The organism is Agrobacterium leguminum (assembly GCF_015704895.1).
Classification (GTDB): Bacteria; Pseudomonadota; Alphaproteobacteria; order Rhizobiales; family Rhizobiaceae; genus Agrobacterium; species Agrobacterium leguminum.
In genome coordinates, this window is the sequence record NZ_JADQWB010000006.1 from 107,931 (window position 1) to 128,551 (window position 20,621).

Below are 20,621 nucleotides of genomic sequence, written 5' to 3' on the forward strand. Positions count from 1 at the left end.
TTCAAGATATGGCCCATGCGAAATGAAAGGCTGGCTCATGAAAAAAGCAATCATATTCGACTGCGAGTTCCTCTGCCTGGAAGGTTCCCAGCGCAGGTTCTGGTGTGCGGCTCATGATCCCGATCCGGTTATTGCGCAGATTGGCGCCGTCAGGCTTGGGCTGGAGGGCGACTTTCCGCTTCTGGGGACTTACAAGGCCTATATATGTCCGGTCGACCGTCATGGCGGAAGATATGCGATCGATCCGTTCTTCACCCGGCTGACGGGTATCACCGGGGAAATCATCGAAGCGGAAGGCGTTCTCTTGCAGGAGGCCCTTTCAAGCTTCGACAGTTTCACGGAAGGTGCCCAATGCTGGTCATGGGGCAAGGACGAGCTGAATATGGTGGCGATCAGCTGTTATGTCGCCGGCATACAGCCGCCCATCCCTGCCGGGCGTTTCGACAATGCCGTCAAACTTCTGCTTGCAGCGGGAATGCCGGTGGAGGATCTGGCAAAAACGCCGAGCAACAGGCTGGCCGATTATTACGGCGTCGAGCATCCGCCATTGCAGGGGCACGATGCGCTCGACGATACGCTTTCGGTTTCCTATACGCTGCAACATCTGCTGAGGGGCGGAAAACTGACGCCGGAAGCGTTCGGCGTTTAGCCGGTGACGGGATTGCGTCACGATCCCGGCCGATGTTCGCGAAAGGCGGCGGCGAGCGTGCGTAAGGCTTCCCGGGATCTGCTGTCCGTCAGGGTCGAGAACATGATGATTTCCGTGGAGGGCAGGGGCGGCAGGCCAAAACGCTGGCTCACCTCCACGGTGCCGGGCGGTGCAAGGCGGGAGGAAAAGGCGGAAACCGCAAGCCCGGCCGAGACGGCGGCGGTCACCATCGACGATGTGCCGCCAAGAAACACCTCCGTCCACGCAATCGCAGCCGCGTCGAGGGCACGGGTGGCGATGTCGCGCACGCCACAGGCGGGAGAGAGCGCCGCCAGACGCAGCGGTTCACCCTGACGGTGTTCGAATTGCGGGGTTGCATACCAGCCGAAATGTTCCGGCCCGAGCACCTCGCCGTCGCGCCGGTCATCCTCGCGCCGGATGATTGCCGCATCGATCTCCCCACGGTCGAAGGCGTCCAGCAGGGATCGGGAATGATCCATGCGGACTTCAATCGTAAGCCCGGGGTCGTGGTCGTTGAGACGTGCAAGCAGGGTCGGAACCTCCGGTCCTGCCACATGGGCGGCGATTCCAAGGCCGAAGCGGCGGCGCGGGGAGGAAAGACCCGCCAGCGCCCGGTCATGCGCGGCGAGGAACTCGCGGGCGGGCGCCAGAAATACCGCGCCCTGCGCTGAAAGCCGCACTGAGCGCGGCGTGCGTTCGAGCAGCCGCTGGCCGAGCCTGTCTTCCAGCCGCTTGAGCTTGACGCTGATGGCGCCCTGGGTGGTGCCGAGCGCTTCGGCAGCGCGGGTGAAGCTCTGCATATCGGCGATGGTGACGAAGGCTTCGACGGCCTCCACATCCAGCGTGCTCATTTCGATTATTCCAATTTGTTGTCTCTGAAATAGCCAATCATCCAATTCAGTTATGGTCAAGCTTTGTCTAGCGTGCCTCCTCCACAGATCGGCTTTCGCAGTTGCGGGCCGACCCATGAAAGGCTGAAGAATGACCCTTGCCGTTGCCGCACCCGCAAGCAGCAGAAGCGCCATGGCGCTTGCTGCCGTTTGTCTCTCCGCCCTGATGTTCGGACTGGAAATTTCCAGCGTTCCGGCGATCCTGCCAACACTCGAACAGGTGCTGCATGCGGATTTCCGCCAGCTTCAGTGGATCATGAACGCCTATACCATCGGCGTGACGATGGTGCTGATGGCGACGGGTGCGCTGGCAGATCGCTTCGGCCGCAAACGTGTCTTTATCGCCAGCATCGTCGCTTTCGCGCTGTCCTCTCTGGCCTGCGGAATGACGGAAAACGTCTCGGTGCTGATCGGCGCCCGTTTCCTTCAGGGGCTGAGCGGCGGGGCGATGCTGGTGTGCCAGATCGCCATCCTGTCGCATCAGTTTCGCACGGCCCGCGAACGCGGCATGGCGTTCGGCTGGTGGGGCATCGTCTCGGGCGTCGGGCTGGGCTTCGGCCCGATCATCGGCGGCGCCATCGTTGCGCTGTGGAGCTGGGAATGGGTGTTCCTCGTTCACGTCGTGCTTGGCGCGGGAACATGGCTGCTTGCCACGGGTGGCGTCGGAGAATCGCGCGATCCGGAGGCGGCGCGTCTCGATCTTGCCGGCATGGTCACCCTTTCGGCCGCCGTTTTTTGCCTTGCCTTTTTCATCACGCAGGGACCCGCGCTCGGTTTTGTGAGCCCGGCGGCGCTTCTGATCCTCGGCGTCGCGGCTGCGAGCTTCATTGCCTTCGTGATTGCTGAAAAGCTTAGTTCAAGACCGATGTTCGACTTCTCCGTGTTTCGCATTCGGCCTTTTTCCGGGGCGATCATCGGTTCGGCGGCGATGAATATCAGCTTCTGGCCGTTCATGATCTATCTGCCGATCTGGTTTCAGGCGGGCCTCGGTTATGACAGCGTCACCGCCGGCCTTGGCCTGCTTGCCTATACGCTGCCGGCGCTGGTGATACCGCCGCTGGCGGAGCGCCTGTCGCTGCGCTACCAGCCGCGCCTCGTCATTCCGGCCGGGCTGTTCACCATCGGCCTCGGTTTCATGCTGATGAAATTGGGAAGCGGCATCGAAAATGCGAACTGGCTCACCATGCTGCCCGGCTGCATCCTCGCCGGTATCGGGCTCGGGCTGACCAATACGCCTGTTACCAACACCACCACGGGAGCGGTTTCCCCCGCCCGTTCCGGCATGGCCTCGGGCATCGACATGAGCGCACGGATGATTTCGCTCGCCATCAACATCCCGATCATGGGCTTTATTCTGGTGGAGGGCGTCCGGGCTTCGCTTCGGGCGAACCCGCAGCCCGGTGCGGATGTGCATGAATTACAGTCGCTGGCGGAAAAGATCGCGGCGGGAACTGCCGGCGCCTCGGCGCAGGGCGTTTCGGAAGAACTAGTCCATCGGGCGCTTGCGGATGGGTTCGGCCTCGTCATGCTCTATGCCGGCATCAGTGTCTGGCTGCTCGCCGCCATCAGCTTCATGATCTTCGGCCCGGCGCGAAAGCCTGCCCAAGGTTAGGGCGACGGCCGCAAAGGGAAGGCTATTTCCTTCGCCCAGCAGGAGCATGAGCAGCGGTGCGCCGACGAGAGCGGAAACCAGGCCGGCGGGCAATTGGTAGGGAAAGGCTGCCATCCGCCCCACCCAGTCGGCAAGCACCATCAGGCAGCCGGCGGCGAGTGCCGCGGCGATGAGATGCGGGCCGGCGCGGCGAAATCCGATTTCGCGGGCAAGGTGCGGCCCCATCAGCCCGGCAAAACTCAAGGGGCCGATGATGAGCGTCGCCGCCGCCGTCATGGCGGCTGCGAGAATGAACAGTGCGGCCCGTGCCGACGGAACATGGACGCCGAGTTCCCGCGCCGCGCCCGCGCCGAGCGGCAGCAGGGTAAGCCACCGATGCGCCAGAATGGCGAAGGTTGCGAAAACCACCGCGCAGACGGCCGCGATCCGGGCGGTGAAACCATCGACGAGATAGGTCGAGCCTCCCATCCAGCGAATGATCATCATGGCGCGCGGGTCGCCGCCGGCCGCCAGCACGCCGATCACCGCGTCGAGCATGGCCGTCAGCACCACGCCGGTCAGAAGAACACGCTCGGGCGTGAAGCCTGACTTGAGGCCAAGCGACAGGATGGCGAAAAGAACCGCGGCGGCGCCGGCGCTCGCAAAACCCAGCTGCAGCATCGGCCCGGAAGCGGTGAAGGCGAAAAGCGCGACGGCCATGCCCAGCGTCGCGCCGGCTGAAACGCCAAGCACTTCCGGGCTTGCTATCTCGTTGCCGGTCAGGCGCTGGAGAATGGCGCCGGCTGCACCAAGCAGGCTCCCGGCTGCGAAGGCCGCGACGACCCGCGGCCAGCGATAGGGCAGAATTTCGCTCCATTCACCGACGGGCAGCAAACCCCAGCTTCCATCCGGCGCACGGCCGAAAAGAATGGCGGCCGTTACGCCCGCAGCCAGCAGGCCAACGAAAGACAGGACCATGATGGGGGAAAGGCGACGCTGTTTAACGATGCCCGGTGGCGGAGCGGGCAATTCCCTCTGCATGGCTTTCAGGCGGGGCAGCAGAAACAGCACCAGCGGCGCGCCGAACAGGGCCGTCATGGCGCCGGTCGGTATGAGCCCGCCGGTGATATCCGAAAGGCGTTTGACGATTTCGTCCGTCAGAAGCAGCAGCCCTGCGCCGATGAGCGGAGACCAGAGGATTTGTTGGGCGATGCGGCGGGCACCCGCAAGCCGTGCTATGGCGGGTGCGACAAGGCCGACGAAACCGATGACGCCGACGGCGCTGGTAACAAGCGCGGCCAAGGAGACCGCGATCGATACCGCAAGAACCCGCAGCCGCACGACGGAAAGGCCGAGCGCTCCGGCGCTGACATCCCCCAGTTCCATCAGCGATAAAGGCCGCATGATCAGCCCGGCAAGCGCGGCCAGGACCAGAATTTTCGGAAAGAGGGTGACTGGAACGGCCCAGCTTTGCAAAGACAGCGACCCCGCACCCCAGATGAACAGGCCGCTCAGATACCGTTCGTTGAGAAGGACGAGAATGGCCGAGGCGGCGGCGCACCAGATGCCGATCATCAGACCGGCGAGGACGAGCGAGAGCGGTGAAAATCCGCGTCTTGCGCCGATGGAAAAGACCGCAAGGGCGGCCAATGCGCTGCCCGCCATCGCCACCACATCGCGGCTGATGCCCTCCAGAGTGGGAAAGGCGAACATGGTTGCGGCAACGGCAAGATTGGCGCCCGCTGAAATGCCGAGCGTCGAGGGCGAGGCGAGGGGGTTGCGCAAGGCCTGCTGCAACAATGCGCCGGCCAGCGCCAGCGCAGCGCCCGCCAGAAGCGCCGTCACCATGCGCGGCAGGGTGGAATAGAGCAGCATGAGCCGCTCAACATCATATTGCGCACCGTCGCCGCTCAATCGATGCAGATCCGGCCAGATATCGCTGACGGCAAAGATGGCGCCGAGGAAGAAGAGGCTGGCGGCAACACCGGCGGGGGTGAGGAGGCGCAGGAGGACCGGCGGCATCAGGCGTGGCTTTCCAGATGCTCGGTCACCAGACGGGCAAACCGCATGGCTTCCTGCACCATGCCGAACATCAGCACTCCGGGAAGGGTGGAGACCCGGCTCGCCCGGACGAAGGGCAAATTGCTCCAGAGCGGGCTCTGATTGAGCCGCGAGAGAACGTCGGGCGGTGTCAGCGGTTCGAAGGCGATGAGCCGGGCATCCGCCGAAAGGACGGCCAGCGCCTCCAGCGCAATGGTTTCGAACCCCCAATAATTGGTCTTGCCCGGCCAGGCATTGGCAAGGCTGATCTTTTCCATGGCGCCCTGATAAAGACCGGGGCCGCCATAGACCCGCGCATGGCGCTCATCCATGAAATTGATGACGGCGACCGGCGGCGGCCGCAATTTTTCAAGCCGGCGACGGCAATCGGCAAAGCAGGCTTCGGCCCGCGAGAGGAAATCCTCTCCCCGCTGTTCCCTGCCAAGGGCCGCGGCAAGCTTACGGGTCGCGGCGTAGGACGCCGTCAGGGCGTCGCTCTCCGGTGTATAGATGGAAAATTCCATCACCGGAGCGATCGACTGTAATTTCGGGGTAAGCGAGGCAAGGAAAGGCGTTGACAGGATGATGTCGGGTTTCAGCCTCGCCAGCACTTCGAAATTGATTTCGGCGGTCAAGCCGAGGTCGGCCACGCCTTCCGGCATGGCAGGCTCCACCATCCATGTGTCCCAGTCCGCGCGTGCGGCGATTGCCGCCGGCGCGGTGCCGAGCGCGAGCAGGGTGGAGGCAAGCCCGTAATCGAGCGAGACGATGCCGCCCTTCGGCATCGCCGCTTTCGCCACGCTCTGCCATGGCAGGGTAAGCGCTGCGGCCATAAGCAGCCGGCGAGTGGGCGAATGGTCAGGCATCATGCGTGTCCCGGTTCTGTCCGCAGGGCAGAGGACAGCTTGCGCCGCATCCGCCAATGGTGGGGATCATGTATCGCAGGCAGCAAACGCGCCTGTTGCCCTTAACCACCATGCCGGACATGGGATTGCGGCTGCCATCCGGCCACAGGGCATCGTCGATAACCGCCCGGCAGGCGCGTGCGAGCGCCGGATCGGCCTGCGTTTCGATTTCCCCGATGATCCACGACAGATAGACGGCGGCATTGTTCCACAGCAATTTGGGAGCAAGTTTCGCAGCCCTGGCGATGGAGGGGATGAGTGCCGCGAGGTGATCGCGCAAAAGCCCATGCAGATCTTCGGGTGCGGATGCCTTGCCGGCCTGATCGCCGGCGTGGGGGAGCAGGAATGCGACCGGCAGGGCGTTTTCCGGATCGATGATCACGCTCAGATCGCCGAGGGCCAGAGGCAGGCGGCGGCCGTGTACGAGGCGGCAGACGGTGGGCGTGATGGTCAGCAGGCTGAAATAATAAAGTGTCCAGAGCGACGCCGCGGCTCTCGGGTCGGCGTCCGGATGGGCAGCGTTGTGGCGGGACATCAAGCCGCAAAAAACATCTTCGCAGGCAAGCTGCCGGCAGGGCAGAACCTCCGCACCGCAGGGCGGTGCAAGCAGGAACTTGTCCGTGCAATAGCCGAAAGAGCCGACGGACGCGAAGTCCGGCAGCTCTTCATGCGCGGATTGCGGGCAGGGCGCAATGGTCTTCGCCATGCGCCCCGCCACCGGGTTGCGGCCTGCGGTCGCCACGGTTACCAGCGATATTTCAGGGACGCCGTGATGTTCCTGCCCTGTCCGAGATAGCAATAACCGTCCGTGCAGGCGACATTGCGGTCGTCGGCGATGTTGCGGACGTTGAAGGACGCGACGAGGCCGTCATAGTCCTTGTCGAGCGCGCCGAAATCGTAGGAAAGAGCGGCGTCGAGATAGATGGCGGCATCGTTCTTCGCGATGTTTTTGGTGCTGGTATAGCTTTCACCGACATAGCGCAGGCCTGCTCCGGCCGAGAGGCCATGGAGAGGCGTATCTTCCTGGAAGGTATAGTTCGCCCAGAGAGAGGCCACATGGGTCGGCACCGAAGAAGGCGTATTGCCGGCATCGTCGCCCGCCGTGATCCTGGAGTGCGTGTAGCTATAGGCGGCGATCACATCCCAGCCGGTGGCGATATTGGCCTTCGCCTCCAGTTCGAAGCCCTTGTTGGTCACCTCGCCGAGCGAGCGGAATATCAGGCCGGCGGGATCGATGGCCACGGGCTTGTTCTTTTCTGCCAGATGATAGGCGACCGCCGAAAGCATGATGTCGGTTCCGGGCGGCTGATATTTCACGCCCAGTTCGAACTGTTCGCCTTCGGTGGGCTTCAGCGTTTCGCCGGTGGCGGAAAGCTTGGTAACCGGATCGAAGGAGGTGGCATAGCTGAAGAAGGGCGAAACGCCGTTGTCAAAGGCATAGAGTGCGCCTGCCTGAACGGTGAAGGCGTCCTTCTGCACGTCTTCGGTCACAGGCCCCTGCCGGGTCTGGTCCACCCAGGTCTGCCGTCCGCCGAGGGTGAAACGCCATTTGTCCAGCTCCATCTGGTCGAGCGCATAAAGCCCGACCTGCCGCAGATCGGCTTCCGACTGATAGGCGCTGTAGGCGGGCGTTGGCCCGGAGAAACCGTAGCGCGGATTGGCGATATCGAAATCGAAGGCGGAGCCGCCGGATGCATAACCATAGGCGAATGAAGACTTCACATTGCTGTAGTCGAGGCCGGTCAGCAGCGTATGGGAAACGGGGCCGGTGTCGAAGCTCCATTCAAGCTGGTTGTCGGCCTGGAAGGCCTTCATGTCGTCGCGGATCGCCCAGGGATCGCGATGGGCGACGGTGCCGGTCCAGCTCGATACGCTGAGATAACGGCTGCGCAGATCCATATGCGAATAACGAAGATTCTGCCTGAAGGTCAGGGTATCGTTGAATTCGTGCTCGAAATTATAACCCACCTGCTGCTGGCGGATTTTCTGATAATCGTAATCGGGATCGCTTCCACGCAGCGGCCGGACATTGCCGGCGGGGTCGGTCAGTGCCGCGACCGAAGCGTCGGTTTCGGTGGACTGGATGAGCCCGTAAACGGTGAGGCTGGTCTGGTCGGACGGCTTCCAGGTAAAGGACGGCTGAAGGAAATAACGGTCGTCGGCAATATCGAAATTGGTGTCGCCGGCGCGCGCCAGTCCGACCACGCGGTATGACAATGTGCCGTCAGCGTCTATCGTGTCGCCGATATCGAAGGCGGCCTGCTTGCGGGTTTCCGTGCCGTAAAGCGCCTCAACCTCGCGAATGCGCGTGCCGTTTGCGAGCTTCGATGTCTTGTTGACGATGCCGGCGGGCGTGCCTGCGCCATAAAGCACCGAGATCGGGCCACGGACGATTTCCACACGCTCCAGCGAATAGGGATCGGTGCGGAACATGCCATAGTTCAAATAGGGCTGACGCAGCCCGTCCTTGTAGTCGCCCATGGTGGTGGCGTCGTAACCGCGAATATAGATCTGGTCGAAGCGCGGGTCGAAGCCGGCGGCGGTGCCGGTGGTGACACCGGCGGAGTAGCGCACGGCCTCGATGATGTCCTGCACGCCGCGCTGCTGCATTTCCTTTTTGGTGACGACCGCGACCGAGCGGGGCGTCTCGATGAGCGGCGTATCGAGCTTGGTGGCGCCGGAGCTGTTCTTGGCCGCCACGGTGGCGTTGTCACCGCCGCCCCTGTTGCCTGTCAGTTCGATGGGCTGGAGCAGGGTGGAGCCCGCAACCGGCGCTGCGGCGGCGCCAGGGTTGCTGAGCCGCACGGTGTTGGCGCTGGTGAAGGTGTAGGAAAGGCCGGTTCCGGCAAGCAGGCGCGTGAGGGCATCCTTGCGGCTGAACGCGCCTGTGACACCCGCCGTCCTTACCGTCGCCGGAATTTCGCCGTTGAACACGACGTCGACGCCGGTGATGGAGGAATAACGCACCAGCGCGCTCGAGAGCGGCTGCGGCGCGATTGAAAATTGCAGCGCGCTTGCCTGCGTCGCCGTCTGTGCGGCCGCCGGCAGAGGGCCGGTCAGGACAAGGCCGGCGACGGTGGCAAGAAGGAGGATACGAAATGATCCGACTGCTGAATGACGGTGGCTGAAATGATTTTTACGCTTAGACACGGTAATATACCTTCCCCTGCTCCTGTTGCCGCAATGACGGCCTCAAAACACGAGTACGATTCCGTTTGCGCAAAACCTCGGTCCCCGGGCAAATTTTTTTTAGCGCGTGTGGAGGCAAATGCCCCTGGAGTGTTTTTGCATTTCCGGACGCAGGCCCGCGCGCCGCTTTTCCTTGAAATGCTCTAGCGCTGGCGGATGACCGACAGCCAGGGGGAATAATCGGTGACCGTGACGGGCAGGCCCTCTTCGAGGATTTGCCCGATTTTTTCCCGGCGTCTGACATCGACGATCATCGTCACCGGCTGTCTGCCGAGCGCATCGCCCAGAACGATCATGCGGCCGCGACGCCATTGCTCCAGTCGCGCTACGACTTCTTTGAGGGGCGTCGAGATGAAGACCAGCTTGCCCTGCCGCCACGCAAGCCGCGTCTCGATATCGGTTGCTTCGGGTCGCGAGAGAACACCGTCGCGGTAGGAGATGCTGTAACCGGCCTCCACCGCCTGCCGCGACTGTCTGGCGGCGACCTCGACGGCATGTTCGGCCACTGAAACCGAGACGGAGGAACCTGCGCGACAGACGGAAAAGGCGGTGCCGAGCGCCGTGGTCACCAGGTCTTCCGTAATGACGGAAAATGGCCGGTTCCGATCCGGCGCGACCCGGAAGAACGCCTCACCCGACAGCAGCGTGATCTGCCGGCGTTGCGGGGTGAAATTCACGGAAATGGCGCTCGATGTGGAAAGCTCGACGGTCGAACCGTCGGAAAGTGCGATGCTGCGGGTCTCGCCAATCGCGGTTTCATAGTCTCCGGCCGGGCGTGTCGCCTGCCAGGCTGCGGCTCCGACGCCGCCTATCAGCAGAAGTCCCGCTGCGCCGTTTTTCAGCAACCGACGGCGGCCAAGCGGCTGCGCCTGTGCAAGCTGCGGCGCCATGCCGGCGCCAAGCCATATGCGCTCGATATCGGCATAGGCGCGTGCATGCCGCTCGTCGGCCTCGATCCAGCGACGGAATTCGCTTTCGTCGGCTGCGGTGGCGCCGGGTTCCAGAAAATGCGCAAACCAGCTTGCCGCCGCATGCGCTATTGCGGCTTCGTCACCTTGGGCTGCGATTTCGCTGCCGGCCGGCGTCTCCGCGGTCGCATCCTTGCCCGCGGCGATCTTCATCTCTCGCCCGGCGGTGTCATGCCGGTCTTCAGCTTTTCAAGAGCGGTGACCATATGGCCGAAAGCGGTTTTCGGCGAAATATGCAGCCGCTGGCCGATTTCCACGAAGGTCAGGCCTTCGATGCGCGAAAGCAGAAACACGTCCCGGCATCGCGGCGGCAGGGCATCGACAAGCATTTGCAGGCGTTCCAGCTCCTGCCGCCCGATCATGCAGGTTTCCTGCGTGGGCGAGGGATCGGCGACGAAAGCAAGATGTTCGATGCCGGTAAAGACCGGGGCGATACGCTTGCGCCGCTCATGGTCTATGGCAAGGTTTCTGCCGGTGATGATGACATAACCGCAAAGATCGCCCGTGAGGCCAAGCAGTTTCCGCCGCTCCCACAATCGCAGGAACGTGTCCTGCACGAGATCGAAGGTGGTCGCATGGCAACGCACGCGGTGATAGATCGCCGCGGCAAGCTTGCTCTTTACATTCAAAAACGCGTCCAGAAGATCCGGGCTGTCAATTTGCTGCATGGTCTCTGGATAACACCGGCCATCCGCGTGCAGCAAGACGGCCGAGCCGATAAAGATGATTTTTTTTATCATATTTATTAGCTGTAACTTTCGCACCACGATGCGGCGCGAAAATATGGCACGGGCGGAGCCTCCCGACCCTTCCCCGCAAGATTTTCTCCACGATATCCCTAGGCGCTTTCGGTTGCCTTGCTCTCGCAGAAGCGTTTGCCGAGGTTGAAAAAAGACAATTTCATGTGGCTGCGCTTGTCTCTCCCCTCGAGGCTAGAGAATGGCACTTTGAAACCGAATGTCTTGTCCGGTTCGCCGGAGCGTTCCCGCCAGAAGGCATCGATGTCTGAAACCATCATTTTTTGCCGCCGGGCGCGACGGTAGCGGATGGGGTGTCTGGAATGGGCGACAGCGAAGTAGCTGAGCGCACCCTCGCTGGCGAGACCTTGCAGAACCATCAGCGTTGCTTCCTTGGGGCGAAGTCCCGAGAGATCGCGCGTCACCGACACCATTTGCTCTTTTGCGGCGCGCGGCCCCTGCATGCCTCCGACGACAATCGTGTGGTGCTGCGTTTCGCATCCTTCCAGAAAAGTAAATGTCGCCGTCCACAAAACGGCGTTGTCATGGGCGCGCACGAGCCTGACAGCCAAAGCGCCCTCGTGCCGGCCGCCACAACGATCCGCCAACGCCAGAATGCATCGATATTCATCGTTCCGGCCGCGAACGGTGCCCATGTCCATGGTTTTTCCCGTCCACAGCCCGGCCGTGGTGCTCCTGGGAAAATGCCGGTCCGCAATTGCGAAATTGTCCATGAGAAAAGCCAGCCGCCTCTTCCGAGAAACTTTATTGATCAGGAATTTCGAAAGCGGTTTTTGGAGAAGGTCGTCATGCGGGAGCGGCAATTCTCGCTCCGCTGAAAACCCGGCCAGAAACCACCACCACCGAAAGGTGACCAATGGATTGGCTGCAAAACGCAGCCAGAAAAGGACGGCGCGCTTCCAGTGGGCACGTCCGATAAAGGTCACAATTCTCCGGAACAACAAAAAATGAGGTGTTTCCGAAACCGTCTGGACCACCTCATCGGTGACCGGGCGTTTCTCTGCCAGAACGGCAGCATCTTGAATGCGCGACATACATGGGCTTCCGGCAGAACATGAGCGTTCAGCCGGGGCATGCGCCGGAATTGTCGAGATTCTGTCGAGAAACAGCCTGTCTTCCATGAAGACCGGTTCGTTGCCGCAGCGGATTGCCCGCGGAAATTTTTCAGGGCGTTTGCGCGAAGAGAACCGTCACGATGGTTCCGCCGTCCGGTCGCGTCTTTATCTGCAGATCGCTGTCATGCGCCCGTGCGATCGCGCGGGCAATCGACAGGCCGAGCCCGGTGCCACCGGTCTTGCGCGCGCGTGACGGTTCCGTTCGCCAGAAGAGTTCGATGCCGTGCGCCTCGACGCCAGGGGGAAAGCCCGGCCCCTTATCCTCAATCGCGACGAAGGGCCGCCCATCCTGAAGCCCGGTCGAACAGCGCAGAAACTTGCCGCTCGCCGCATAGCGGCGCACATTGTCCATCAGGATCAGCAATAGCTGCCGAAGGCGTTGGCGGTCGCCGCAAATGGGAGCGGGCTCCAGCGACATATCGATATCGATGCCGGCCTCATCCATCAGCGGCCGTGCCGCTTCAGCCACGGCCGCGCATTCGGCGGCAAGATCAAGCGGCTGTGTGTCTTTGACGAGGCTGTTGGTTTCCGCCAGGGAAAGTGTGCGCAAATCATCGACAAGACGCGCCAGCCCTTCCACATGGACGATGAGGTGGCGAATGGCTTGCTTGTCGAGGGGGAAGACGTCATCCGCGATGCCGTGCAAACGGCCCTGCAGGATCGTAAGCGGGGTGCGCAATTCGTGGGCCACCGCCATTGTGTTGAACTTCAGCCGGCGCTCCATCATCTGAAGCTCCCGCGTCAGACTCTCGAAACTGTCGACCAGAAATGCGACTTCGGCGATGGGGCTCGCCTTGATCTTTGCGCCTCCGCTGAAGTCGCCGGTCGCCATGCGCCTTGCGGCATCTGCAAGTTCGCCGAGAGGCGCCGCAATGCGTCGCGAGATGAAGTAACCGAGCAAGCTGCACAGAAGGACACCGAGCAATCCGAAGACGAACACCGATTTGATAAGCTCGTTATCCGCCTCGTCTTCCAGGCCCGGCAAAACCTCGATAAGGGCCTCAAGCTGGCGCTGATCCGGCATCACGCCCCGGTCGATATCCGAGAAGGCCTTGGAGGCATCGGGCGAAAGCTGGGCGATGATGCGCTCTTCAATATTGTCCGCATACCAGGAGACGCCGAAATAGACCAACGCGACGGCAAAGATGAGCATCGTGGTGATCGTGATCGCCGTCATCGTGCGCAGGCGCAGTCGCCAGAGCTTCATGGTTTCTGCTCCCCGGCCAGCCGATAACCGACGCTGCGCACCGAGACCAGATAACCGCAGGCGCCATGATCCGCCAGTTTCTTGCGCAGATTGGCGATGTGCGTGTCGATGGTGCGTGCCAGCGCATCGCTTTCCGGCAGGCAGGCATCCAGAATATCGGCGCGCTGAAAGGCGTGGGTGGGGCGGCGCGTCATATGGGCGAGTATCCTGAACTCGCTCAGCGTCAGGGGCAGAACGGTCCGTCCCCTATCGCCGCAAACGGCCGCGACATAGGCTTCGGTGTCCACTTCGATGGCCCCGAAGCGCAAGACCCCACCGGCGGCCGGCTGTCGCGTGCGTTTCAGCACGGCATTCACCCGCGCGATCAATTCGTGGGGATTGAAAGGTTTGACGATGTAATCGTCAGCGCCGAGGCGAAGGCCGGTCAGCTTGTCCATATCCTCCGCAAGGGAGGTGACCATGATGACAGGCGTATCCCGTTCCCGCCGGATGCGGTTCAACACCTCGATGCCATCGAACTTCGGCAGGCGAATGTCGAGGAGAACCAGGTCCGGTCTCAACATGGAGAAATGCGTCAGCGCTATTTCTCCGTCGCTGGCCCTGACGGTTCTGTATCCTTCGCGAATGAGATAGGCGTCCAGAATCTGAATAATATCGGGGTCGTCTTCGACGATCAGAATAAGCCCTTTGTCCATACTCGATCCGCAAATCTGCTTCTATAAGCCTTAGTAACGCCGGGACGCTAAGCGGATGCGAAACATCGGGCAAGAGCCTCCATCCCCGAATAAACACTGTCAGTGCCGCTTTCCTTGCAGTCTTGTCTCTTTCTCCGCAAAGCCTTGACATTTCTGCGGAAGAGAACTGGCCATGCACCAGCCTCTCGCCAGTAAAACCGACCGGAAAAAGCGGAATTGGACCCAGAGGTCGAAATTTCGCGCAGGCGCCATCTATGTCGCCCGTCAGGCCTTTTTGCGTGCCTCCGGCAGTTCCTCCCTGCTGGCCCTTCTGGCCGCTCTTGCGATGATGATCGTCTTCACGATCAGGTCGGATATCGATCTTGAGGTGAGCCGGCAATTCTGGACGGACCGTTTCCACCTTGGCGAGGATGAGTTCCTGGTTTCCGTCCGAGATCTGAACCGCATGCTTCCGCCGGTTCTATTGTCGGGGCTGGTGTGCATGCTTGTCCTCATGCCATTTTCGGGCGGCCTGCACCGGGTTTTTCCACCGCACAAGCTGCTGCTTATTGGTGTCTTTTTTGCTCTGGGACCGGGCGCCTCGGTTCATATGCTGAAAAATGCGTTTGGCAGGGCAAGACCGCGCCATCTTGGCGAGTTCGGGGGAGACCTGTTGTTTACACCGGTTCTTTCCCTTGACGGTGGCTGCGCCCGAAATTGCTCTTTTCCTTCCGGTGAAAGCGCTTCCGCAGCCGCCCTTCTGGCCTTCACCATTCTCCTGCCAGAGAAATTTCGCCTGATCGGCATCGCGATACTGGCGCCATTTATCGTGATTGTCTCCCTGAACAGGGTGGCAATGGGCGCTCACTTCCTCTCCGATGTCCTGATTGCATGGCCCTTGATGCTCGCGGTGTTCCTTCTGCTCCAGCGGCCGTTCATGAACAACCGGCAGGCGATAGACGCCGCCTTCTCGCGCAGGGTCGACGGGACGCGGCCCGCCGCGGAAACAAGGCCATTTGCGGAACTATAAGGCGGAGGGGAATCCCCTCCGCCCAATATCAAAAAGGGCAGCGGAAAACCGCTGCCCTTGCTGTTTCTTGCCGAGCGACCGGAGGCCTTATTTCACCTGGGCGACGACCAGTTTGCCGTCGGCGCGTTCGGCGACGAACTCGATATTGGCGCCTTCCTTGAGCTTGGCGAGGATCGCATCGTCCTTGACGCGGAACACCATCGTCATGGCCGGCATGTCGAGGTTCTTCAGTTCTTCATGGATGATGGTGACCTTCTTGGCTGCGGCATCGACCTTCTTTACCGTTCCCTTGGTGAATTCCTCTGCGAATGCGCTGAGGGGAGCGGTGAGCAGGAGTGCTGCTGCGACGGTGATTTTAACGATGGTCTTCATGGTCAGATTCCTTTGTTGCCGGGTTACTTTGCAGAAACTTTGAGATCGCCGCGCATGCCGGCCTCGTAATGTCCGGGTTTCAGGCAGGCGAATTCGAACATGCCGTCATTGGTGAATTTCCAGATGATTTCGCCGCTTTCGCCGGGCGCGAGGCTGATCGCGTTCGGATTGTCGTGCTCCATCTCCGGAGCCTTCTCCATGGCGGCCTTGTGCTCCAGATTGGCCTTCTGTTCGTCGAGAATGAATTCATGGTCCAGTTCGCCGACATTCTTCACGACAAAGCGAACCGTCTTGCCCTTCTTGAAGTCGAATTTGGCGGGCGTGAACACCATCTTGCCGTCAGGCGTTTCCTTCATCGTCACCTGAATGGTCTGGGTCACCTTGGCCTTGTCGCCCGGTTCGCCGATCGCCATCGCTTCATGGCCGCCGCCGTGGGTGCCCGATGCAAGGGCGGGCGTGGCGAGAGCGGCAAGAAGCAGTGCAATTTTCAGTTTGGTCATTCCATATTTCCTTGATTTTGGTGGGGGTTGGGGTCTGCGCGATCAGCCGTGTTTCATCGGTTTCGGTGTGATCTGCGTTTTGGGGTCATTGGTCTTGGTCGTATCCGGCAACCCGCCGGTCCATTCCCAGGCCTGGGTTCCGGGCGGGTTTTCGTACCAGCCGGGATCGGAGTAATCGCCCGCGGAGATGCCTTCGCGGACCTTCACCACGGAGAACATGCCGCCCATCTCGATGGGGCCGTGCGGACCCCAACCCGTCATCATGGGTACGGTATTCTCGGGGATTTCCATTTCCATCGCGCCCATATCGGCCATGCCGGCGGTGCCCATCGGCATATATTCCGGCCGCACCTTGCGGATTTTCTCCGCGACGGTCTTCTTGTCGACGCCGATGAAGGTTGGGACGTCATGTCCCATGGCATTCATCGTATGGTGCGACTTGTGGCAATGGATCGCCCAGTCGCCGACATATTTGGCGTCGAATTCATAGGCCCGCATCGCACCCACGGGGATATCGATGCTGACCTCCGGCCAGCGCGCCTCGGGCCGCACCCAGCCGCCGTCCGTGCAGGTCACCTCGAAATCGTAACCGTGCATGTGGATCGGATGGTTGGTCATGGTCAGGTTGCCGACGCGCACGCGCACCCGGTCGTCCTTGGAAACCACCAGCGGATCGATGCCCGGAAACACCCGGCTGTTCCATGACCACAGATTGAAGTCGGTCATGGTCATGATCTTCGGCACATAGGAGCCGGGATCGATGTCGAAGGCATTGATGAGGAACACGAAGTCGCGGTCCACCGGCATGAAGGCCGGGTCCTTCGGATGGATCACGAAGAAGCCCATCATGCCCATCGCCATCTGCACCATCTCGTCCGAATGCGGGTGGTACATGAAGGTGCCGGATTTCACGAGATCGAACTCGTAGACGAAGGTTTTGCCAACCGGGATATGCGGCTGCGACAACCCGCCGACGCCGTCCATGCCGGATGGCAGGATCATGCCGTGCCAGTGGATCGTCGTATGTTCCGGCAGCTTGTTGGTGACGAAAATACGCACCCGGTCGCCTTCGACGGCCTCGATGGTCGGGCCGGGCGACTGGCCGTTGTAACCCCAGAGGCGGGCGGTCATGCCCTCCGCCATTTCGCGCTCCACCGGCTCGGCGACAAGGTGGAATTCCTTGACGCCGTTGTTCATCCGGAAGGGCAGGGTCCAGCCGTTGAGGGTGACGACGGGGTTGTAATCCGGGCCGGTGGTGGGCTTGACCGGGGCCTGGGTCGCAGCCGTTTCCATCACTGCCGCTTCCGGCAGGCTGGTGTTGGATGTTTTCGCCCAGGCCGCCGAGGAGACCATTGCGGCGCCGACACCCAGAAAGTTTCTTCTGTTAAACATGGTCGTTTCCTTTCTCAGTGTCCGCCACCGCCGCCGCCAGCGGCGGCAACCTCGGTCTCCGCGCCCGCCGCAGCACCCGTGCCGCCGCCGTAAATGGCGGGAGCGAGGCTGGCCTCGGCGAGCCAGAAGTCACGTTTCGCGTTGATGGCGAGCAGGCTTGAATTGACCTTTTCCCGGCTGTCGGCCAGAAGCTCGAAGGTGTTGGTGATCATGCCGTTATAGGTCAGCAACGACTGCTCCTCGATCTTGGTGCGCAGCGGCACCACGCTGTTGCGGTAATGCCGGGCGATGTCATAGTTCGAGCGATAGGCCTGATAGGCGGAGCGGGCTTCCGAGCGGACATTGACCGCCTTTTCCGCCAGCAGGTTCGCCGCGCGCATATAGGCGAGTTCGGATTCCCGCATGCGCGCCTGACCGGAATCGAAGATCGGAATGACGAATTCCAGCTCGGCATTGCCGGTGGTCTGCTTGTGGATTTCGCCGTCTTCCAGCTCGCGCTCGGTCTCGAAGCCGGAACGGATTTCGAGATCGGTCACGTATCGGGTGGCTTCGGTGAGCTTGAACGACCGGGCGGTCGCCTCCAGATCGAGCTTTGCCATCTGCAGATCCACGCGGCGCTGCAGCGCCTCGGCCTCGATCATGTCCCGTTTGGTGAGAGCCTTCGGAAGCGGGGGCAGGCGGTTGGGAATGGTGTATTCGATATCCGCTCCCCACAGCCCCATCAGCCGGGTCAGTTCCTCCTTGGCAAGACGGGCCTCAAGCCGCGCCCTGGCGATCTGGCCCGTCAACTCGGCGTAAAAGACTTGCTCGCGGGCCTGGCCCTCCTTGTTGAGCGAACCCGCCTCGCCAAGTTTCACGGCAAGTTCCGAGGCGGCATCCGCCGCGGTCTGCGCCTGCGCCAGCTGGCCGACATTTTCCCATGCCGCCACCGCGGTAATCCAGGCGCGGCGGGTATCGGCCGCCAGTTGCAGCGTCTTCAGCGCGGCGCCAAGCTGCGCCTTGCGGAAGCCGGTATCGGCGATCTCGACATTTTTCTTGAGGGTGGCCAGCGCCAGAATATTGGTGACGACGACACCCTCGATCGCCTGATAGGCCCTGAGCCCCGGGGTGCCGATCCCCGTCAGCCCGATGCCGACCCGCGGATTGACCAGCATGGTCGATTGCCATGCGGTGGCGGCGGATTCGCCGAGATCGGCATAGGCTGCCTGAAGGCCCTTGTTGTTCAGGAGCGCAACCTGCACCGCCGTCTCGACATCGAGACTTTTGCCGGCGGCCATCAGCGATTTGACGCGGGCCTGCGTTGCCTGCGCCTCGGTCCGGTTCTGCACCCAGACCGCCTGCTTGCCGGTCGCCTCGGATGTCCTGGCCGAAACATTGGTGAAACCGGCGTCACGCGACGCATATTGGGCGGCCGTAACACAGCCGCCGAGAAGAAACGGCAGGCAAAGGGCGGTCGCGAGTTTCGCTCCGAGTTTGAAGGTAAGTATCGTCATGATGCGTCTCCTTTCGGAGCCTGCGCATCGTTCTGGTTTCGCCAGGGCTTCGGGTCCACCGGCGCGCGGTGCGTGTAACCTGCGACCGGGGTCTGATAGCGGATGGGGGCCGCGCCGAGCGAAGGGTTTGCCGCGTCGTCATAGGAGGCGGCGTCGTTCATCAGGGATGTGGCTGTGCAGCCGCCCAGAAGCAGGGGCGCCGCAACCACAATGTAAATTGGGTTCATGGGTATTTTCCGAACAGGAGATGCAACGGCGCGACGGCGCTAAAGCCGCTCACGCACGGTCATTGCCCAAAGGCGGGCTTTGCCTGTTCAGATATTCGGGGGGCGGTGAAGGAGCGGGGTCTGGCCCAGCGCCTTGCTGTCGTCGAGGAAGGAACGGATGCTGTTGACGACGGGCCTGCCAATGGTGTCGTGGCCGATCAGAACCGCCATGCCGAGACAGAAATCGCCGCAGCATTGCGGCTTGACGGGCTTTTTGACGCCGCCGTCCTGTTCGGCCATATCGTTGTGATCATGGCTGTCGGACATCATGGCTGAGGCGCCATGGTTCATCGTCGCGCCGTGATCCATCATGGCGGACTGATCGTGCTGCATTCCACCGGCTTCGGCAGGATGCATTGCGGCATTGACGGTGGAAACACTATAGCCAGCCAGTGACAATATCATCACCAGTCTAAACAACAGGGCCAGCAATTTCGATGTTCGCAACATCTCACGCATGTTGCGTAGAAAAGCTGTAGTCCTGTGATTTGTCAATGGATATCCCTCATAACCATCGACGAAAGCCGTTATGTCGCATTCATGCGGAGCGACGCCGGCACGCGCAACGGCAGGGCCTGCAGCCTGCCCGCACCTCACACGAAGTCGATGAAGGCTTCATCGAGAATAAGGAGCTTGCGGGCCTGCATGCGGGCATATTCCTCGTAAAAACCCTGCGAAATCCAGAGTGCGGAACGGCCGCGTCGTCCGCTCCAGCCGATGCCGCCGATCAGTTCGGCCGCCGCTAGCTTGCGGCCGATGTGGATACGCGACAGGGAGAGGGATGTCGCCAGTTGCGTCACGGTTTCCACATCGGTCAGGCGCCTGCCCTGTTCGGTCGGCCGTTCCCAGTCAATGCCGGCGATAAGGCGGTCCATCAGCAGTCCGCCCGCATCGAACCAGTTGAAGATGATGGAAAGCGGGCCGGGGCAGCGCACCTCCGGATGCGACAGAAACGCCTGCGATACGCGGGGGTGGATATGGGGAAGCATGGCCTCCGACCGCTTGATGAAACGTGATGCCCTGAAGCCCTCATCGAGCAGATCCAGCGCCTGAAAATGCACGTCGTACCATTGGGCGAGCATCGCCAGCGCGGGGGCTGAAGGCACGACCCCATTGCTGGACCGGTCTGCCGGGCGCGTCATTCCGCGTTTCAGCGCCTCTTTGAAGAAGGCATAAGCGACACTATGGCTGGCGAGTCCATGCCGAAGCGCCAGATGGCCGAAATCTTCCCGCGTCAGGGCGGGTTCTCCCCCACCTGTTTCACAGGCACCGCATTTCTGAAAATAGAGCGCCAGAAGCGCGTGACACAGAAGCCGGCTCTGGCGCGTTGCAAAAAGCGCGGTCATCTCGGGCGAACCTTCGTAGAGGGCGATGAAACTTCCCGCCAGCAGACGCAGCGCCGCCGCGAAGGGTTCTTTTTGCAGCATCGCCTCTATTTCGCCGGGCGCTGGCCTGCGGCAATCGGCTGTCGCGGTCGGCAACCGGGAAATCGCAAAATCGAAAAAATTGGTCATGGGCCGCGCTCCGGGATGGGATGATCCAATCGGCCTTACAGGAGCTG

The 20,621-nt window shown here is 61.7% G+C and carries 19 protein-coding genes and 1 pseudogene; 3 read left to right on the top strand and 17 right to left on the bottom strand.

The window, feature by feature from the left end:
- Positions 1–37: 37 nt before the first annotated feature.
- Positions 38–649, top strand: a complete 612-nt coding sequence (locus I3J13_RS11400) for a 3'-5' exonuclease (protein WP_196378863.1) — start codon at positions 38–40, stop codon at positions 647–649.
- Positions 650–666: 17 nt separating this feature from the next.
- Here I3J13_RS11400 and I3J13_RS11405 read toward each other — a convergent pair whose 3' ends face one another.
- Entirely contained in the window at positions 667–1,521 is an 855-nt protein-coding gene (locus I3J13_RS11405) for a LysR family transcriptional regulator (protein WP_003522061.1), read from the bottom strand.
- A 130-nt stretch (positions 1,522–1,651) separates the two neighbouring features.
- On the opposite strand from I3J13_RS11405, the gene I3J13_RS11410 reads away from it, so the two are divergent.
- Positions 1,652–3,172 (top strand): MFS transporter, encoded by a 1,521-nt coding sequence (locus I3J13_RS11410; protein WP_196378864.1) that lies wholly within the window; start codon positions 1,652–1,654, stop codon positions 3,170–3,172.
- 36 nt (positions 3,173–3,208) lie between these two features.
- Here the strand turns inward: I3J13_RS11410 and fhuB are convergent.
- The 9 genes and pseudogenes from fhuB to I3J13_RS11455 form a co-directional block, all read right to left on the bottom strand.
- Positions 3,209–5,173: pseudogene (gene fhuB / locus I3J13_RS11415) on the bottom strand (Fe(3+)-hydroxamate ABC transporter permease FhuB); the annotation flags it as partial.
- A complete protein-coding gene (locus I3J13_RS11420) occupies positions 5,173–6,060 on the bottom strand; it encodes an iron-siderophore ABC transporter substrate-binding protein (RefSeq protein ID WP_236000884.1) in 888 nt (295 codons plus the stop codon). The pseudogene fhuB and the gene I3J13_RS11420, both read right to left, overlap by 1 nt.
- Positions 6,050–6,895 (bottom strand): siderophore-iron reductase FhuF, encoded by an 846-nt coding sequence (gene fhuF, locus I3J13_RS11425; protein ID WP_236000886.1) that lies wholly within the window; start codon positions 6,893–6,895, stop codon positions 6,050–6,052. The genes I3J13_RS11420 and fhuF overlap by 11 nt, the downstream gene beginning before the upstream one ends.
- Positions 6,841–9,246 (bottom strand): TonB-dependent siderophore receptor, encoded by a 2,406-nt coding sequence (locus tag I3J13_RS11430; RefSeq protein WP_196378866.1) that lies wholly within the window; start codon positions 9,244–9,246, stop codon positions 6,841–6,843. The genes fhuF and I3J13_RS11430 overlap by 55 nt, the downstream gene beginning before the upstream one ends.
- Positions 9,247–9,428: 182 nt before the next feature.
- The gene (locus I3J13_RS11435) at positions 9,429–10,406 is read right to left on the bottom strand and encodes a FecR family protein (protein ID WP_196378867.1); all 978 of its coding nucleotides are present in this window, start codon (positions 10,404–10,406) and stop codon (positions 9,429–9,431) included.
- The gene (locus I3J13_RS11440) at positions 10,403–10,921 is read right to left on the bottom strand and encodes an RNA polymerase sigma factor (RefSeq protein WP_035264557.1); all 519 of its coding nucleotides are present in this window, start codon (positions 10,919–10,921) and stop codon (positions 10,403–10,405) included. Before I3J13_RS11440 ends, I3J13_RS11435 begins: the two co-directional genes overlap by 4 nt.
- Positions 10,922–11,091: 170 nt before the next feature.
- Positions 11,092–12,045: a DUF535 family protein gene (locus tag I3J13_RS11445; RefSeq protein WP_196378868.1), complete on the bottom strand. Its 954-nt coding sequence runs from the start codon at positions 12,043–12,045 to the stop codon at positions 11,092–11,094.
- A 130-nt stretch (positions 12,046–12,175) separates the two neighbouring features.
- Complete coding sequence (locus tag I3J13_RS11450) at positions 12,176–13,333, bottom strand: ATP-binding protein (protein WP_196378869.1); 1,158 nt, start codon at positions 13,331–13,333, stop codon at positions 12,176–12,178.
- Positions 13,330–14,028, bottom strand: coding sequence for a response regulator (locus I3J13_RS11455; protein ID WP_137453453.1), 699 nt, complete (start codon positions 14,026–14,028; stop codon positions 13,330–13,332). Before I3J13_RS11455 ends, I3J13_RS11450 begins: the two co-directional genes overlap by 4 nt.
- 445 nt (positions 14,029–14,473) lie before the next feature.
- Here I3J13_RS11455 and I3J13_RS11460 point away from each other — a divergent pair, with 445 nt between their 5' ends.
- Complete coding sequence (locus I3J13_RS11460) at positions 14,474–15,037, top strand: phosphatase PAP2 family protein (protein ID WP_236000889.1); 564 nt, start codon at positions 14,474–14,476, stop codon at positions 15,035–15,037.
- 87 nt (positions 15,038–15,124) lie between these two features.
- Here the strand turns inward: I3J13_RS11460 and I3J13_RS11465 are convergent, their stop codons facing one another.
- The 7 genes from I3J13_RS11465 to I3J13_RS11495 all read right to left on the bottom strand — a co-directional run bounded on the left by I3J13_RS11465 (position 15,125) and on the right by I3J13_RS11495 (position 20,574).
- The gene (locus I3J13_RS11465) at positions 15,125–15,409 is read right to left on the bottom strand and encodes a copper-binding protein (RefSeq protein WP_003522073.1); all 285 of its coding nucleotides are present in this window, start codon (positions 15,407–15,409) and stop codon (positions 15,125–15,127) included.
- Positions 15,410–15,432: 23 nt separating this feature from the next.
- Positions 15,433–15,909: a cupredoxin domain-containing protein gene (locus I3J13_RS11470; protein ID WP_174058368.1), complete on the bottom strand. Its 477-nt coding sequence runs from the start codon at positions 15,907–15,909 to the stop codon at positions 15,433–15,435.
- Positions 15,910–15,951: 42 nt separating this feature from the next.
- Complete coding sequence (locus I3J13_RS11475; RefSeq protein ID WP_196378871.1) at positions 15,952–17,301, bottom strand: multicopper oxidase family protein; 1,350 nt, start codon at positions 17,299–17,301, stop codon at positions 15,952–15,954.
- Positions 17,302–17,315: 14 nt separating this feature from the next.
- On the bottom strand, positions 17,316–18,794 hold the full coding sequence (locus tag I3J13_RS11480) for a TolC family protein (RefSeq protein ID WP_196378872.1): 1,479 nt from the start codon (positions 18,792–18,794) through the stop codon (positions 17,316–17,318).
- Positions 18,791–19,021 carry a hypothetical protein gene (locus tag I3J13_RS11485; RefSeq protein ID WP_080853909.1) on the bottom strand — a complete coding sequence of 77 codons (231 nt, stop codon included), beginning with the start codon at positions 19,019–19,021 and terminating at the stop codon, positions 18,791–18,793. The genes I3J13_RS11480 and I3J13_RS11485 overlap by 4 nt, the downstream gene beginning before the upstream one ends.
- An 87-nt stretch (positions 19,022–19,108) precedes the next feature.
- Positions 19,109–19,519, bottom strand: coding sequence for a hypothetical protein (locus tag I3J13_RS11490; protein ID WP_196378969.1), 411 nt, complete (start codon positions 19,517–19,519; stop codon positions 19,109–19,111).
- Positions 19,520–19,653: 134 nt separating this feature from the next.
- Positions 19,654–20,574, bottom strand: a complete 921-nt coding sequence (locus I3J13_RS11495; RefSeq protein WP_196378873.1) for a hypothetical protein — start codon at positions 20,572–20,574, stop codon at positions 19,654–19,656.
- Between the last annotated feature and the right edge of the window lie 47 nt (positions 20,575–20,621).